This window comes from Mucilaginibacter sp. cycad4 (assembly GCF_034263275.1).
Taxonomy (GTDB): domain Bacteria; phylum Bacteroidota; class Bacteroidia; order Sphingobacteriales; family Sphingobacteriaceae; genus Mucilaginibacter.
This window is the reverse complement of sequence record NZ_CP139559.1, coordinates 4,352,235-4,368,405: the sequence shown is the minus strand read 5'-3', so window position 1 is coordinate 4,368,405 and position 16,171 is coordinate 4,352,235. Positions and strand designations below refer to the sequence as shown.

At 42.1% G+C, this 16,171-nt stretch carries 9 protein-coding genes; 8 read left to right on the top strand and 1 reads right to left on the bottom strand.

Annotation, left to right across the window (positions count from 1 at the left end; translation table 11 throughout):
• The first annotated feature begins 10 nt into the window (after positions 1–10).
• The 5 genes from SNE26_RS17620 (at position 11) to SNE26_RS17600 (ending at position 10,388) form a co-directional block, all read left to right on the top strand.
• Complete coding sequence (locus SNE26_RS17620) at positions 11–2,383, top strand: PDZ domain-containing protein (RefSeq protein ID WP_321555233.1); 2,373 nt, start codon at positions 11–13, stop codon at positions 2,381–2,383.
• A gap of 1 nt (position 2,384) precedes the next feature.
• Positions 2,385–4,481 carry a discoidin domain-containing protein gene (locus SNE26_RS17615; RefSeq protein ID WP_321555232.1) on the top strand — a complete coding sequence of 699 codons (2,097 nt, stop codon included), beginning with the start codon at positions 2,385–2,387 and terminating at the stop codon, positions 4,479–4,481.
• 82 nt (positions 4,482–4,563) lie between these two features.
• Positions 4,564–7,005 (top strand): beta-galactosidase GalA, encoded by a 2,442-nt coding sequence (galA, locus tag SNE26_RS17610; protein ID WP_321555231.1) that lies wholly within the window; start codon positions 4,564–4,566, stop codon positions 7,003–7,005.
• A gap of 35 nt (positions 7,006–7,040) precedes the next feature.
• Entirely contained in the window at positions 7,041–9,482 is a 2,442-nt protein-coding gene (locus SNE26_RS17605; RefSeq protein WP_321555230.1) for a glycoside hydrolase family 2 TIM barrel-domain containing protein, read from the top strand.
• Positions 9,483–9,767: 285 nt separating this feature from the next.
• Positions 9,768–10,388: a TetR/AcrR family transcriptional regulator gene (locus SNE26_RS17600; RefSeq protein ID WP_321555229.1), complete on the top strand. Its 621-nt coding sequence runs from the start codon at positions 9,768–9,770 to the stop codon at positions 10,386–10,388.
• 125 nt (positions 10,389–10,513) lie between these two features.
• Here the strand turns inward: SNE26_RS17600 and SNE26_RS17595 are convergent, their stop codons facing one another.
• The gene (locus SNE26_RS17595) at positions 10,514–10,753 is read right to left on the bottom strand and encodes a helix-turn-helix transcriptional regulator (RefSeq protein WP_321555228.1); all 240 of its coding nucleotides are present in this window, start codon (positions 10,751–10,753) and stop codon (positions 10,514–10,516) included.
• Positions 10,754–11,138: 385 nt separating this feature from the next.
• Here SNE26_RS17595 and SNE26_RS17590 point away from each other — a divergent pair, with 385 nt between their 5' ends.
• The 3 genes from SNE26_RS17590 (at position 11,139) to SNE26_RS17580 (ending at position 16,082) form a co-directional block, all read left to right on the top strand.
• Entirely contained in the window at positions 11,139–11,411 is a 273-nt protein-coding gene (locus tag SNE26_RS17590) for a hypothetical protein (RefSeq protein ID WP_321555227.1), read from the top strand.
• A 127-nt stretch (positions 11,412–11,538) separates the two neighbouring features.
• Entirely contained in the window at positions 11,539–12,891 is a 1,353-nt protein-coding gene (locus SNE26_RS17585) for a TlpA disulfide reductase family protein (protein ID WP_321555226.1), read from the top strand.
• Positions 12,888–16,082: a SusC/RagA family TonB-linked outer membrane protein gene (locus tag SNE26_RS17580; RefSeq protein ID WP_321555225.1), complete on the top strand. Its 3,195-nt coding sequence runs from the start codon at positions 12,888–12,890 to the stop codon at positions 16,080–16,082. The genes SNE26_RS17585 and SNE26_RS17580 overlap by 4 nt, the downstream gene beginning before the upstream one ends.
• Positions 16,083–16,171 lie beyond the last annotated feature (89 nt).

Genomic DNA, 16,171 nt, shown 5'->3' with positions numbered 1-16,171 from the left:
TTTAGTATAAATGCAGAAAGTTAAAAACTTAATCAAAACAGCACTTTTATTTGCCGGCCTCCTGTGGTCAGCTAATGGTAATGCACAAACAAATTTATATGTTTCCGTCAACGGAAACGATGCTAACCCCGGTACCCAAAACAAACCCTTTGCTTCCATAGCCAACGCGGTGACCAGGGCTCGGAAAATTAGGGGAGCTGTTTTTATCAGGATTTACGGAGGTACATATTACTTAAACAACCCCGTGGCGTTTACTGCCGCCGACTCCAGGGAAGATAATGAACCGCTTACTTTAACCAGTGTCGACCATCAGCAGGTTATTGTAAGCGGCGGCACCCGCTTAGGCAAGTTAAACTGGACGATATATAAAAATGGCATCTGGCAGGCTAAGATTGATCATGACCTTGTTTTTGATGAACTGTTTGTGAATGGAAAATTGCAGCAGATGGCCCGTTACCCAAACTTTGATCCTTCGGCGCAGTTTCTTGGCGGTACGGCAGCAGATGCCATCGGTAAAGAGCGGGCTGCAAGGTGGAAATCCCCAGCGGGTGGATATGTGCATGCCTTGCACAGTGCAAAGTGGGGCGATTTTCACTATATCATCACCGGGAAAGACAGCAGCGGTCAACCCATATTGGAAGGAGGCTGGCAAAATAACCGGCGTTCGGGCATGCACGAAAAATATCGTTACACAGAGAATGTTTTTGAAGAGCTTGACACGGTTAACGAATGGTATTACGATAAAAAAGCTAAAATCCTATATTATTACCCGGCTAAAGGCCTTGATTTAAAGACTGCAAGGTTTGAAACTCCGCAGGTTGCCCATTTATTTGAATTTAGGGGCACGGCAGAAGCGCCGGTTAAAAACATTACCATCTCGGGCATTACATTAACCCAAACGGTACGTACTTTTATGCAAAACAAAGAGCCCTTGTTGCGCAGTGACTGGACCATTTACCGGGGCGGTGCGGTATTGTACGAAGGTGCGGTACATTGCCGCCTCCAAAACTGCGTTCTGCATAATTTGGGCAGCAACGCTGTGTTTTTCAGTAAATTCAACCGCGATTGCCAGGTTTCCGGGTGCTTTATTTCCGAAATTGGCGCAAGCGGCATTTGTTTTGTCGGCGATCCGGATGCGGTACGTTCACCCAGTTTTGAATATAACGAGTTCATACCGCCGGCTAAAATTGATCTTACACCCGGTCCTAAAACAGGCAATTACCCTAAAGACTGTAAAGTTTATGACAACCTGATGTTTAACCTCGGATATGTGGAAAAACAATCTGCAGGGGTGGAGCTATCTATGTGCCAGGATATCACAGTAAGTCATAATACCATTTACGATGTGCCCCGCGCAGGCATAAATGTAAGCGAAGGAACATGGGGAGGGCATATCATTGAATATAATGATGTGTTTAACACTGTAAAGGAAACCGGAGACCATGGTTCTTTTAATTCATGGGGCCGCGACCGTTACTGGCAGGCTGATAAAAAGAAGCTTGATTCAATTGTCGCCGAAAACCCGGGTTTAGCACTCCTTGATGTTACGAAACCCATCATTCTTCGTAATAACAGGTTTCGCTGCGATCACGGTTGGGATATTGATCTGGACGACGGATCAAGCAATTACTTTATTTACAATAACCTGTGTTTAAACGGAGGTATCAAGTTACGGGAAGGCGTAAACCGTATTGTTGAAAACAATATTATGGTTAATAATACTTTTCACCCGCATGTATGGTTTAAAAATAGCGGCGATGTGTTTCGTCATAACATTGTTGGCGCGGGGTACCTGCCTATAGGTATTGCTGCCTGGGGGAAAGAAGTTGATTATAACGCTTTTCCCGATTCGGTTTCACTGGCTGAAGCCCGGTCCCGCGGCACTGATGTACATTCTGTATCTGGCCCTTTGATTTTTGAAAATCCTGAAAAAGGAGATTATCGGGTAAAAAACGGGGCCGTCGCTATGTCAGCCGGCTTCAGAAATTTCGCGATGGATAGTTTCGGTGTGGTTTCTGTGCAGTTAAAAGCCATTGCAAAAAAAGTGCCTTTTCCGCAGGTTTTAGAAGTTAATAGGTCAAAGGAAGATAATACAACAAATTTCATGGGTGCGCGGGTAAAAGACCTGCAAACAGCCGGTGAGCAATCGGCAACCGGTATGGACAAGATAAGAGGCGTGTTGGTTATTTCGGTTGCCCGCAAATCGGCGGCATCGGGATTCCTTCAGGCCAACGATGTAATATTGGCTTTCAACGGCAGGCCGGTGGGCAACCTTAAAGATTTGCAGGAAGCCCTGAATACGGTTACAGGGAAAAATACCGAAATAGTAGTTTTTCGTAACCAACAGCAATTGAAGCAAAAGATTGAAGTAAAAATGCAATAATATGACTTTTATAAACAGAACTTTTTTTTGGGGTGTTGTTTTTTCTTTATGCCCTATAATATTTTGCAGCGCTCAAACCAGCGCGCCTAAGCCATTTGGTCCGGTACCAACCAGTAACCAACTGCGTGTACAACAAATGGAATCGTATGCATTTGTGCATTTTTCATTAAATACTTATACAGATCAATCCTGGGGATTTGGTAATGAAGATGTGAATTTGTTCAATCCAAAGGACCTGGATTGCCGTCAGTGGGCGCGGACTTGTAAAGAGGCGGGTATGAAAGGCATCATTATTACCGCTAAACATCATTGCGGCTTTTGCCTTTGGCCATCAAAATACACTGCGTATTCAGTAAAAAATTCGCCATGGAAAAATGGTAAAGGTGATGTGGTGAGGGAAATGGCCGCTGCCTGTAAAGAATATGGTTTAAAATTGGGCATTTATTTATCGCCCTGGGACAGAAATAATCCGGATTATGGTAAACCCGAATACATTACCTATTTCAGGAATCAGCTCACTGAACTGCTCACTAATTATGGGCCCATTTTTGAGGTATGGTTTGATGGTGCTAACGGAGGATCGGGCTATTACGGCGGCGCTAATGAAACCCGGACCATTGACCGGACTACTTACTATGACTGGAAAAATACTTATGCGCTTATCCATAAGCTGCAACCGCAATGTGTAATCTGGAATGATGGCGGCGACAGGGGCGATCTTCGATGGGTAGGAACCGAAGCGGGTTATGTAGGCGAGACTAATTGGAGTTTACTCAATGCTACCGGCGAAGTGACCTGGAATATGTTACATTATGGTTTAGAAAATGGTAATGCCTGGGTTCCGTCTGAAGTAAATACATCTATCAGGCCAGAGTGGTTTTATCATCCTGGTGAAGATACTAAGGTGAAAACATTACCTCAGCTAATGGATACTTACTATCACTCTGTTGGCCGTAATGCTACTTTCCTGCTTAACTTCCCTATTATGCCCAATGGTTTAATTAACCAACGAGACGAAAAAACAGCCCTGGAATTTGGCAAAGCAGTTAGGGATGCATTTGCTGTCGATCTGGCTAAAATGAAAAAAATAACAGCTTCCAACGTTCGCGGCAGTAGTAAAGAATTTGGCGCCGACAAAGCTGTTGATGGCGACAAAAATACTTATTGGGCGACAGACGACAATTTAAAAGCCGCTTCGCTGACCATCGATTTAGGTAAGCCCGTTACCTTCAACCGTTTTTTGGTACAGGAGTATATCCCGTTGGGCCAACGGGTGAAAGCATTCACGGTTGAAGCCCTTGTTGATAATAACTGGAAAGAAGTAGCTAATGCAACAACCATTGGGTACAAGCGCATTCTTACTTTTCCGAGCGTGAAAGCTACCAGGGTGCGATTAAATATCAAGGATTCAAAAAGTTGTATTGTTATTTCCAATATTGGTATTTATGATACACCGCAAATTCTGACCGCGCCTTCTATCATTAGGGATCAATCCGGCAAAATAATTATAACCCCGGCAGATAAAGAATCGGTAGTTTACTACACATTGGATGGGAGTGCGCCCACCACGGCTTCAAAAAAATATGACGGACCGTTTCAAACAGATGGGAAATTAGATGTGAAGGCGATTGCCGGCGACCCAACCACAGGCAAAAGCAGCCCCGAAGTTGAGGAGAAATTTGACTTGTCCCGCAAGGATTGGAGAATTTTAGGAATCAGCGATGAAAAGGCTAACGCAGTTTTAGATGGAGATCCTGCTACAGTATGGCACCAGGGCAAGGATGTAAAAATGCCGGTTGATTTGGTGATCGACCTGGGAAAAGAAGAAAGCTTGTCTGGTTTCAGGTATTTGCCCGACCCCGGTTTATGGGGCCCCGGCATTATTACCAACTATCAATTTCATGTATCAATCGACAATAAAGAATGGAAACTGGTTGATGAAGGAGAGTTTTCCAATATAAAAAACAATCCCTTGATGCAAATTAAAAACTTTGCGGCTGTAAAGGCACGCTACATTAAATTGAGGGCTTTGAAAAATACAGAAGGCAACGATAATACAGGATACGCCGAAGTTGATGTGATTACAAGCCAGCCCTAATATTATTATCCGGCATTTGAGGAGCCGGTTATCCATTTAAATGATGAATACACATAATCAAATTAATAATCAATTATTTAATATGCTACTGCGGGGAATAGCTCTCTTGTTTGCGGTTTTATTAGCCGTAAATGCAACCGGCCAGGGCAGATCAACGCCCGGCTCTAAAAGGCAAAGAGAAAATTTTGACTTTAACTGGCTGTTTCACAAAGGCGATATAGCCATAAAACGGGCTGTAAAAGCCGCTGGTTATGGAGGTTTAACAGATGTTAATGTTAAAGTTGAAACAAATAAAGAAGCTGTAATTGCTTATACCGATGTTGATAAAGCAGCTACGTTTAAACCTGCAGATTGGCGGGAAGTAAATCTTCCGCATGATTGGTGTGTAGAGGGAACTTTTGTTAACGATAATTCAATCGGGAGTTCGCCAGCTGTCAGCGGATATTTGCCCGGTGGCATTGGTTTTTATAGGAAAGAGTTTGAAATACCCGAAACCGATAAAGGAAAAAAAATAACTATCGAATTTGATGGTGTTTTCAGGAACAGTACCGTTTGGGTCAATGGTCAGCTTTTAGGCAATCACCAAAGCGGTTACACCCCATCAAACTATGATTTAACTGATGTTTTGCGTTACGGTAACGAAGGCAAAAATGTAATCCTGGTAAAGGTTGACGCTACGGAATATGAAGGCTGGTGGTATGAAGGCAGTGGAATTTACCGGCATGTTTGGCTCAATAAAACCGACAGGCTGCATGTCGACCGATTTGGTACTTATATTACTACACCTTCAGTTTCGGCGGATAAAGCAGCGGTAAACGTAAAAACCACTATTAAAAATGAATACGGCGTAGTTAAAAACATTACGCTCGTCTCTAAAATTGTCGATAATAAAGGAGTTGTACTTGACACAAAAACTTCGTCTCAGGTAGTTGAGCCATTGAGTACAGCCGAGGTTTCGCAAAATGGAGCTATTCAAAAGCCCTTGCTTTGGACACCCGAAACGCCCAATCTTTACAAGGTACTAACTGAAGTTTCTGAAAACGGTATTATCATTGACAATTACCAAACCACTTTTGGGGTTAGGACAGTTGAAATAAACCGTAATGGGGTATTTCTGAATGGCAAACTTTATCCTGTGAAGGGTACCTGTAACCATCAGGATTTTGCTGGTATTGGCGTAGCCCTTCCCGATAAAATAAACAAATACAAATTAAAGCTGCTTAAAGAAATGGGCAGTAACGCTTATAGGTGTTCCCATCATCCTCCCACTCCGGAGCTGCTGGATATGTGTGATAGCCTGGGAATGCTTGTGCTGGACGAAAACCGTATGTTGTCGAGTTCTGAAGAGGGGGTAAAGGATTTGACGGCCATGTTATACCGGGATCGCAACCATCCGTCGATATTTATGTGGAGTATGGAAAATGAGGAATGGATACAAGGGACGGTAACCGGGGCGAGAATACTTAAAACACTGGTTGATATTACCCATAAAATCGATCCTACCCGTCCGGTGACAGCCGCCATGAATCACGGGCGGAACGAAGGCGGGTATAGCGATGTTTTGGATGTTGTGGGATATAACTACGGAGATAAGGGAATGGCTTACGTGAAAGACCATGAAAAATACCCAAACCGGGTTGAGTTTTGTACAGAATCTACAAGTTTCATTTCAACCCGCGGAGAGTATCAGAACGATTGGGGAAAAGGTTATGTTTCAAATCTGGGATTATGGCAGCCAGGTTGGGGGCCATTGCCCGGCGAAGACTGGGCGGACATTGTTAAATATCCCTATCTCGGGGGCTTGTTTGTATGGACAGGATTTGACTACCGTGGTGAACCTACTCCATACCGATGGCCATGCGTTACATCTCATTTTGGATTTATGGATATATGCGGCTTTCCCAAAGATGGGTATTACGCTTATAAAGCGGCCTGGACAAAGGAGCCGGTAGTTCATATTTTCCCACATTGGAATTGGCCGGGCAAAGAAGGAGACAGCATACAGGTACATTGTTACACCAACTGCGACGAGGTAGAACTGTTCCTCAACGGGAAAAAAATAGGCAGGCAAACAGCTGTTCCTTATACCAAACTCATATGGAAGCTTTTATACAAGCCGGGCAAACTCGAAGCCAGGGGATATAAGAAGGGAAAGTTAGTAGCTCAAGATATTGTTGAGACAACAACAGAGCCCGCGCAACTGGCCTTGAAGAGCGATTGCAGCATACTTAAAGCCGACGGCACCGATGTGGCTGTTATTCAGGTAGCTATCAAAGATGCTAAAGGAAGGGTTGTTCCTACAGCCGCCAACCTGGTGAAGTTTTCAATCGAGGGCCCAGGAAGAATAATTGGTACAGGTAATGGTGACCCCAGTAGCCATGAACCGGATAAAGCCAGCCAGCGCATGGCTTTTAACGGGTATTGTTTGGTGCTGGTCCAATCAGATAAACGGGTTGGGGAAATCCGGTTAAAAGCTGTTTCTGATGCCACTAAAGAAGATGAGGTTGTTATCAAAGTTCAATAAGATCAAACCCTCTTGCTTCCAAATTAAAGATCATTATGAAAATAAATAATATTTACAGCAGCGGGCATGTTATTACCGTACTAACAGCTTTGCTGCTTTTAGCAGGCAATAGTGTATGTCGGGCTCAAAATCCCAGAAAAACGGAACGAAAACAACTATTCGACTATAAGTGGAAGTTTTTTTTGGGAGATACAGCCTCTGCAAAAGAAACACATTTTAATGATGCGGCCTGGCGGGGCCTTGATTTACCACACGACTGGAGTATTGAAGGGAAAATAAGTCCGAAAAACCCAACAGGGGGAGCCGGCGGATATTTCCCTGCCGGGATTGGCTGGTACCGGAAAACTTTTAAGGCTCCCGTTGAATGGAAGGGAAAAAAAGTTTCCGTTTATTTTGAAGGGGTTTATATGAATTCTGAAGTTTTCATTAATGGAAAATCACTGGGGATTTACCCTTATGGTTACTCATCGTTTAGTTATGACCTTTCACCTTATCTGGATTTAAATAACGAAAATGTGATAGCGGTACGGGTAGATAATTCGCAACAAATAAACAGCAGGTGGTACAGCGGTTCCGGGATCTATCGTCATGTTTGGATGATAGCTACCGATGTTGTACACATAGCCGAATGGGGCGTATCGATCACAACTCCCGAGGTGTCTCCAAAAAAAGCAACCGTTCAAATTAAAACATTAGTAAAAAACGAAAGTGGTTTGCCTCAAACTATTGTTCTCAGTACCTGGTTAAAAGACGCAAATTCTAAAAATGCAGGAAATGATCAAATAAAGGTTAACCTGGCTGCCAACAGTGAGAAAGAAATTGCTCAAACCATAATCGTAGCGGATCCTTTGCAATGGACGACGGAAACACCGCGTTTATATGATGCCCAAATATCTATCTTACGAAATAAAAATGTAGTTGACAAAACTGAAATGAGTTTTGGAATGCGTTCCATCAAATTTACGCCTGAAAATGGGTTTCAGCTTAACGGGAAAACAATAAAACTGAACGGCGGATGTGTACACCATGACAACGGTTGCCTGGGCGCTGCTGCTTTTGACCGGGCCGAGGAACGCAAGGTTGAGCTGTTAAAAGCAGCGGGGTTTAACGCCGTAAGAACTTCTCACAATCCCCCTTCTGAAGCTTTTTTAAATGCTTGCGACAGCTTGGGCCTGTTGGTTGTTGATGAATCGTTTGATTGTTGGAAAGTTGGGAAAAACAAACACGATTATGCTCAATATTTTAACCAATGGTGGAAACGCGATTTAGATGCGATGGTTTTGCGGGATCGCAACCACCCCTCAATTATGATGTGGAGTATTGGCAATGAAATTGTAGAAAGAGGTACACCAGAGGCTGTACAAACAGCCAAAATGCTTACAAATGCGATAAAGAAAATAGATACCGGCCGTCCGGTAACATCCGCGGTGGTGGAAAATGGGAAAGACTGGGCAATTATGGATTCGCTTATCGCAGCCCATGACGTAGCCGGTTATAATTATCATTTATGGAACGCGCCTGCCGATCATCAGCGGGTGCCTTCACGGATGATCGTTCAAACAGAATCGTATCCCAAGGATGCTTTTGCCAATTGGAAGCTGGTAACAAACAACAATTATGTTATTGGAGATTTTGTTTGGACGGCTATGGATTATCTTGGTGAATCAGGAATAGGCCGTTGGTATTATTCAGGCGATGTACCAGGTGAGCACTGGGAACATGATCTTTTTCCGTGGCACGGCGCTTATTGTGGTGATATTGACTTAACAGGCTGGAGGAAACCCATTTCGCACTACCGTAACCTGTTATACAATAATAACGAGAAGCTTTACCTGGCTGTTCGTGAACCCGAGTCGGATTCCCTAAAGATTAAAACAACATGGTGGGCAGTATGGCCCACCTGGGAAAGCTGGACCTGGCCTGATTATATTGGGAAGGACATCAATGTAGAAGTTTATTCAAAATATCCCAAGGTACGTCTTTACCTCAATGACAAACTCATCGGTGAAAAACCAACGACTGTAGAACAGGAACATAAAGCTGAATTTGCTGTGCCCTATTCACCGGGTCAGCTAAAAGCAGTTGGTGTGGATAATGGTAAGGAAATGGAAACTACCGTTTTGCAAACTGCCGGAGATGCTGCAAAAATCAAATTGGCTGCTGATCGAAAAGAAATAACAGCTGACGGACAGGATTTGTGCTACGTTACTATTGAGATAACAGACAAGGCGGGCATATTGCAACCGAATGCAGTGAACCACCTTGTTTTTAAAATTGAAGGCTCCGGTACGATTGCAGGAGTAGTCAACGCGGATATGAAAGATACAGACTCATATGTAGGGGATACCCACAAAACGTGGCACGGGCGTGCGATGGTTGTTATCAGAAGTATGCACAATGCAAGTGATATTAAACTTACTGTGAGTTCTCCCGATTTATCAGAGGCTGTATTAAATATTAAAACACTTAAACATTAGCGCTCGTGAAGATTTCTATGTTAATGTCGAATCTAAAGTTGCACGATAAGAAAGGGTAATGCACAAAAGGGTAAGATAGCGGGGGCTTCGTGGGCAGTTTGGTGTTACAAGAAGTGAAATGCTTCTTTTTTTAAAAAACAGAGTATGTAAAGTATGTAATGGACTGGTAGTTAGAAAATTGGAAATTAATAAGAACTTGTATTTTGCTGAAATCGCAACGATGATTTCTTTTTTCGGAATCGAAAAATTAGGAATCGCACACTATAAATTATTAATAGTAAGAAAATGAAAGATAAAGACGAAACCAAACAAAAAATAATCAATGCTGTAGGCGAAATCTTTAAAACGCAGGGTCGAAAAGGATTAAAGATTGCACATATTGCCAAAAAGGCGGGAGTTGACAGAAGCCTGATTTACCAATACTTCACCAAAAACATTGACAGGTTATTGGAGGATTACATTATCCAGCGGGATTATTGGATGAAGTTTGCCGAAAAGATAAAAGAAGAAGTAAGTAAAAGCAACCATGAAACCAGCAAAGGTCTGATTATCGATATTCTTCAAAAACAATGGCAATACTTTGCAACTGACACCGAAATGCAGCACTTGATCTTATGGGAGCTATCGGGCGATAGTGCGATGATGAGAAGTATACATAATGCACGGGAACTACAGGGCCAACCTATTCTGGAGCTGGCAGAAGAACATTTTAAAGGAACGGATGTGAAGTTTAAACCCATCAGCGCGCTACTTTTAGGCGGGATTTATTATGCCAATCTACATACGATATATAATGGCAATATTATGTGCGGTATGGATGTAAAGAGCACAGAAGGGCAAAAAGAGATTATGGATGCCATTCGGCAGTTGGTAGAATGGGCTTATCGAGCAGCGAGAAATGAGTAAACCAAATCTCAACTTATATACGTGAATTACAATATTACTCAAATTGAGATTGATCGAATAAATATAAATTCAACCTTAAGAATTATTATAGAAATTCTCCAATTTCTATAAGCCATTTACTAACCTTATTTGCTACCAGCTGGCAATTTCACATCCTTGCAAATAGTGGCTAACAATTCACCTGGATCAGCTTCAATGGCCAGGGCAATTAAATAGAGTTCATCGACTCTAAGATGAGACTTTGGATTGATAGAGAGTTGACTAAGTCTATAAGTACTTAATTTCGTTTTCCTTGCCACGTCAGCCTTATTTACAGACTTCTTTGCTAAATACAGCCCTAATTTTGTTAACGTTTCCTTCTCCAACCTCTTTTTTTTCTAAAAATATTAGAGTTTGCAGTTTGTAGATAAAAAATTTGCATATGAGTGTTTTTATTCTATATTTGTAGATAAAATCTCTATAATTATATTATTAAACTTGCCTGTTCTTTAAAAATACCGTTATAGAGAATCTAAAAGTTATTTTTGCGAATATTCAATAAGACATTGGCGTTCGCACTTTGAGTCTTGCTTGTGAAACCTGAGAAATTTCAATGGAACAAGGCGATGAGTGGACAGCGTCCACGCCGTAGGCGTGGCGCCCGCTTACTCGTTCCTTGGCTTCTCAGGGCCTCACAAGCGGTAAGTTGGGTGTTCACGCCTGCGGTGTTTTAGCCTACCTCACGACTCCATACTGTAATGAACTACATTTATGGCGGCACAACACATCATCGATCAACAAGAACTGATATTTTATAAAAATATCGTTGAAGCTTTCTTTGATCAGCATTATCCTGAACTGGAAAAAGAAAAATTCTGGGAATGGATCGTGTTTACTTTAACCGGAAAAGCTAAAACATTGGACGCATTGCAAGCCGAAGAAATTCAAGCTTTTTCAAGTCAATTGGAGAAACTCGGTAAGGTACTATATGATCCCCGGCATTTTATGGAGGGCTTTACAAACGGAAAGGCCAGTCATGGTTAATCTTGCAGTTCATACCTGGTTCCTGTTGATTTCTCCTCCCGAGTAAATATTGACTTCGCCATGAGAACGACTGTGTTTATCTATGCATAGTCGTTATTTCCTGTAATCTCAAAATTTAAAGATCAATATGAAAAAAACTATACTCTATATAGCAATGGCTGCGCTTTGCCTTTTTTTTACGGCACATGCACAGTCCCCAAACATAATCGTTAGGTCGCTGAACATAGGCGACACGATATCCCAAGCCGTATGGCACATGCAGCTGCAAGCTGTAAATCACCCACAAGGCAAGCGGCAAATTACAATTAATAATTACAGGGGCAAGCTGCTCATTCTCGACTTTTGGGCCACCTGGTGCAGTTCGTGTTTAAAGCATTTCCCTTTAGCGGATAGCCTGCAAAATGAATTTAAAGACTTGATACAAATCCTTTTGGTTAATGCCCAAAATACCAGGGATACCAAAGAAAAAATATTGACCACTTTGCAAAGGTTTAATAAACCGGGAAAACCTACATTCTCTTTGCCATGCGCTATTAACGACACTTTATTAGAAAAGCTGTTTCCCCATTTTTCATTACCTCATTATGTATGGATAGATCAAAATGGGATAGTAAGATCGATTACTTCCGCCGATGAATTAACGCGGGATCATATTATCCGGTTTTTAAACGGTGGCAAAGCCCCTGTTTATCAAAAAAGTGACTTTGATGCCAGGCGACCGCTATATACGATTAAAGAATTACCTACAGACCATCTTCAACAGTTCAGTATGCTGTTGAAAGGGAAAATAGATGGCATAAGTGGTGGGGGAATGCGTTTGATCAACGATACCACACGCGGTATTATTTTACATAACCGGAGTTTGTTGTCCATGTACCGAAGCGTTCTCAGTGCCAAAGTCGGGGGACTAAGCGAGAACAGAATACTGGTTGAGGTTAAAGACCCATCAAAACTCTCCTATGGTTCTTCCAATGAAAAGAAATCAGATTGGGAACGAGCGAACTTTTACAGTTACGAGCTTATTGTCCCTTTAAGTAGGATGAACCATTTATATGATGATGTTTTGGCCGATCTGAACAGGTACACGCCTTATAAAGCCGGATTTGAAAAGCGAAAAATCTTGTGCTGGATATTGGAAAGAATTGGAAATGCTGATCTGATCCATACAAAGGGGGGCCAATATAATGATGCATTAGGCGATAAAGATAGTTCCAGACTTAATAATGCCCCTCTGCTCAATCTGTGTATCTATCTCAATAAGATCAGCAGCAATGCGGTGATACTTGACCATACAGGTTATACCCAAAATATCGACCTGAAATTTAAAGAGGCCATTACAGATATGAATACCATGAAAAGGTATTTAAAGGCTTATGGGTTAAAGCTTTATTCGACTTATCAAAAAGTGGAGATGCTGATCGTCAAGGATAAAGAAGTGGCAGGAAATACAAACTCAAATTATTACCAGACTCATTTATGAAACTCAAATTATTCATCATAACAACCCTGTGCGCATTCAGTCTGAATCTTTTCGGGCAACAAAACATTAGCGGCAAAGTACTAAACCTTCAAACAGGAGAAATCATCCAGAATGCAACCATCAGATTAATTAAAAACAAAACAGCAGCTAATAGCGGCAATGATGGCTCCTTTACTATCCCGGCAAGCAGCTACCCGGATACATTGGTTATAAGTCATGTGAGCTACGAATCTGCACATTTATTTTTACTCAACCATGCGCAAACGCTTGATTTAATCATCAAACTTAAGCCTGTGACAACCACACTACAGGAAGTCGTTGTTTCTACAGGTTACCAAACGATACCTAAAGAAAGATCTACTGGTTCATTCACCGTATTAAGTAATCAAAAGCTAAGTGAACAGGTAAGCACCGATATCATATCTCGACTGGAGCCAGTCACCAGCGGGCTGACCTTTAACCGGACGACCAGCGCTACGCCTCAAATTCAAATCCGTGGATTAAGTACTATAAACGGACCGACAGCACCTTTGATCGTTTTAGACAACTTTCCCTATGAGGGCGATATCACCAACATTAATCCTAATGATGTAGAGAACATTACAGTGTTAAAAGATGCCGCCGCCGCGTCGATATGGGGAACAAGGGCAGGAAACGGCGTAATTGTCATCACTACAAAAAAGGCGAAATATAATCAGCCTTTAAGCATTGACTTTAATGCCAACCTAACTATTGGTAGAAAGCCAGATTTGAACTATATCAAACAGATGTCTTCTAACGACTATATCAATGTAGAACAAACGCTGTTCAATAATGGCTTTTATGATAGCAGGATAGCTGATCCCTCACATCCTAATCTGACACCGGTAATTGAATTGCTTTCCGCTGCGCAGAATGGCACCATTGCACAAACCAGTGCTAATGCGCAGATCGACGCTTTCCGGAACATCGATGTACGAAAAGATTTTAACCAATACTTTTATCAGCAAAGTACCAATCAGCAGTACGCGATTAGTCTTAAAGGTGGTTCATCAACACAATCGTGGCTGTTTTCAAGCGGCTATGACAAAAACATAAGCAATCTCGCCGCAGGCTACGACCGTTTAAACCTGCACTTCCAGGATGCATTTAAACCAACAGATAAATTACAGATCAATACGGGGATTTATTATACCCAAAGCAATACTAACGCAGGTAGACCGGGTTATGGAGATATTACTTCCTATAATGGCAGCCTGTATCCCTATGCGAAATTTGTAGATGCAAATGGCAATGCTTTACCAGTAGCGAAGGATTATAGCCTGTCTTATTTGGCAACAGCCGGAACCGGCCTGTTGGATTGGAAATATTACCCGCTTAATGATTATAAGCAGATCAGCAATAAAACAAATCTGCAAGACATCATGGCCAATGTAAACGCGACCTATCAGCTTTTCAGCTTCCTGAATTTCGACGCACAATATCAATATGAACGGCAGGATTCCCATGTAAATAATTTACAGGGTGCCGGGAGTTATGCTGCCCGAAACCTTATCAATGAATTTACCCAGATCGACCCATCCGGTAACGTGACCAATATTGTACCTGTTGGCGGTATATTAAATCAATCCAATCAGTTGATAGAGTCCCAAAATTTGCGGGGACAATTCAATGTCAATAAAAACTGGAATAAAAATGAGATCAGCGCGATTGCAGGAGCAGAAATACGGCAAATAAATACCAGCGGCAATACGAACAGTCTGTACGGCTATGATCCCAATACGCTAACGTTTGGCAATGTTGACCTGACCAATACCTATCCGACTTATGTAACCGGCACATCCATCTTCATACCGGATACTAAAAGCATAACCACTATCCGAAACCGCTTTGTCTCTGTCTTTACAAATGTCGCCTATACTTACGATAACAAATACACTTTTTCTTTAAGCGCGAGACGGGATGCTTCAAATCTTTTTGGCGTTAATACCAATAATAAATGGAATCCTTTAGGTTCTGTGGGTGCAGCCTGGGATATTTCAAAAGAAAACTTTTACAAGGTCGGCTTTTTACCGTATCTCAAATTGCGGGCAACCTATGGATTAAGCGGGAATGTAGACCTTTCAAGGACAGCAGTCACCACCATAAGTTATGCAGGAAGTTCATCCTATACCCAAACGCCGTACGCAGTGTATAATACTTACGCCAATCCTGAACTGAAATGGGAAACCGTGGCTATGCTGAATATGGCGGTTGATTTCCGCATGTTTAACAGTCGTTTGTCTGGGAGCATCGAGTATTATCATAAAAAAGCTAAAGACCTCTTTGGCAATGCACCTTTGGATTACACGACAGGTGTGGATTATACCATCGTGAAAAATGTTGCGGCTATGGAAGGTAATGGGGTAGATATTACATTAAACAGTATCAACACCACGGGCAAACTCAAATGGAGGACTACGGTGAACTTTAGTTATTACAAAGACAAGATCACCGCCTATTATTTGGATAACGTGATGGGTAATACTTATGTAAGCACCTCTCCATCCATATCAGGTATAGTAGGTAAACCTGTATACTCCATTCTTTCCTTTAAGTCTGCCGGGCTTGATCCATTGAACGGTAATCCACGCGGTTACGTTGGTGGTCAGGTTAGCGAAGACTATAATGTACTGTACAACAATACGCTATTATCAGACCTCAAGTACAGCGGGTCTGCGTTACCTACGAAGTTTGGATCGGTGGGCAATACATTTACTTACAAAAACCTGTCACTGACTGTCGTAGCCACTTACAAATTGGGCTATTATTTAAAAAAGACTTCCATTGATTACGGGCTACTTTTTAATAATGGGCAGGGAAATTCCGATTACGCGCTGCGATGGCAAAAGTCGGGGGACGAACTGCATACTTCCGTACCATCCATGATCTATCCGGACAATGTTCAAAAGGATGCCTTTTATAGCGGCTCGGAAAGCTTGGTTGACAAAGGCGACCATATCAGGCTCCAGTATATCACAGCAAGCTATGAATTTAACCGGGATAACTATCACTGGCTGCCATTCAGGACACTTCGGTTATACACGAATATCAGTAACCTGGGTATCATCTGGCGGGCCAATAAAGACCACATTGACCCGGATTATTACTATAGCGGCAGTACCCTGAAACCTCCGCTTACCATCGCATTTGGACTAAAAGCCTCATTTTAAAATTGTTCATTAATCACTGAGAATATTTAATCATGAAATCATCATGATCTACCGTTACCGCGGGAGCAAAAACATACAGATCATGATAG

What these genes read in the sequence shown, in the direction of transcription:
- SNE26_RS17615 (WP_321555232.1), top strand. Translation starts at nt 2,385, where the DNA reads ATGACTTTTATAAACAGAACTTTTTTTTGGGGTGTTGTTTTTTCTTTA.
- galA (WP_321555231.1), top strand. Translation starts at nt 4,564, where the DNA reads ATGCTACTGCGGGGAATAGCTCTCTTGTTTGCGGTTTTATTAGCCGTA.
- SNE26_RS17585 (WP_321555226.1), top strand. Translation starts at nt 11,539, where the DNA reads ATGAAAAAAACTATACTCTATATAGCAATGGCTGCGCTTTGCCTTTTT.
- SNE26_RS17590 (WP_321555227.1), top strand. Translation starts at nt 11,139, where the DNA reads ATGGCGGCACAACACATCATCGATCAACAAGAACTGATATTTTATAAA.
- SNE26_RS17620 (WP_321555233.1), top strand. Translation starts at nt 11, where the DNA reads ATGCAGAAAGTTAAAAACTTAATCAAAACAGCACTTTTATTTGCCGGC.
- SNE26_RS17605 (WP_321555230.1), top strand. Translation starts at nt 7,041, where the DNA reads ATGAAAATAAATAATATTTACAGCAGCGGGCATGTTATTACCGTACTA.
- SNE26_RS17600 (WP_321555229.1), top strand. Translation starts at nt 9,768, where the DNA reads ATGAAAGATAAAGACGAAACCAAACAAAAAATAATCAATGCTGTAGGC.
- SNE26_RS17580 (WP_321555225.1), top strand. Translation starts at nt 12,888, where the DNA reads ATGAAACTCAAATTATTCATCATAACAACCCTGTGCGCATTCAGTCTG.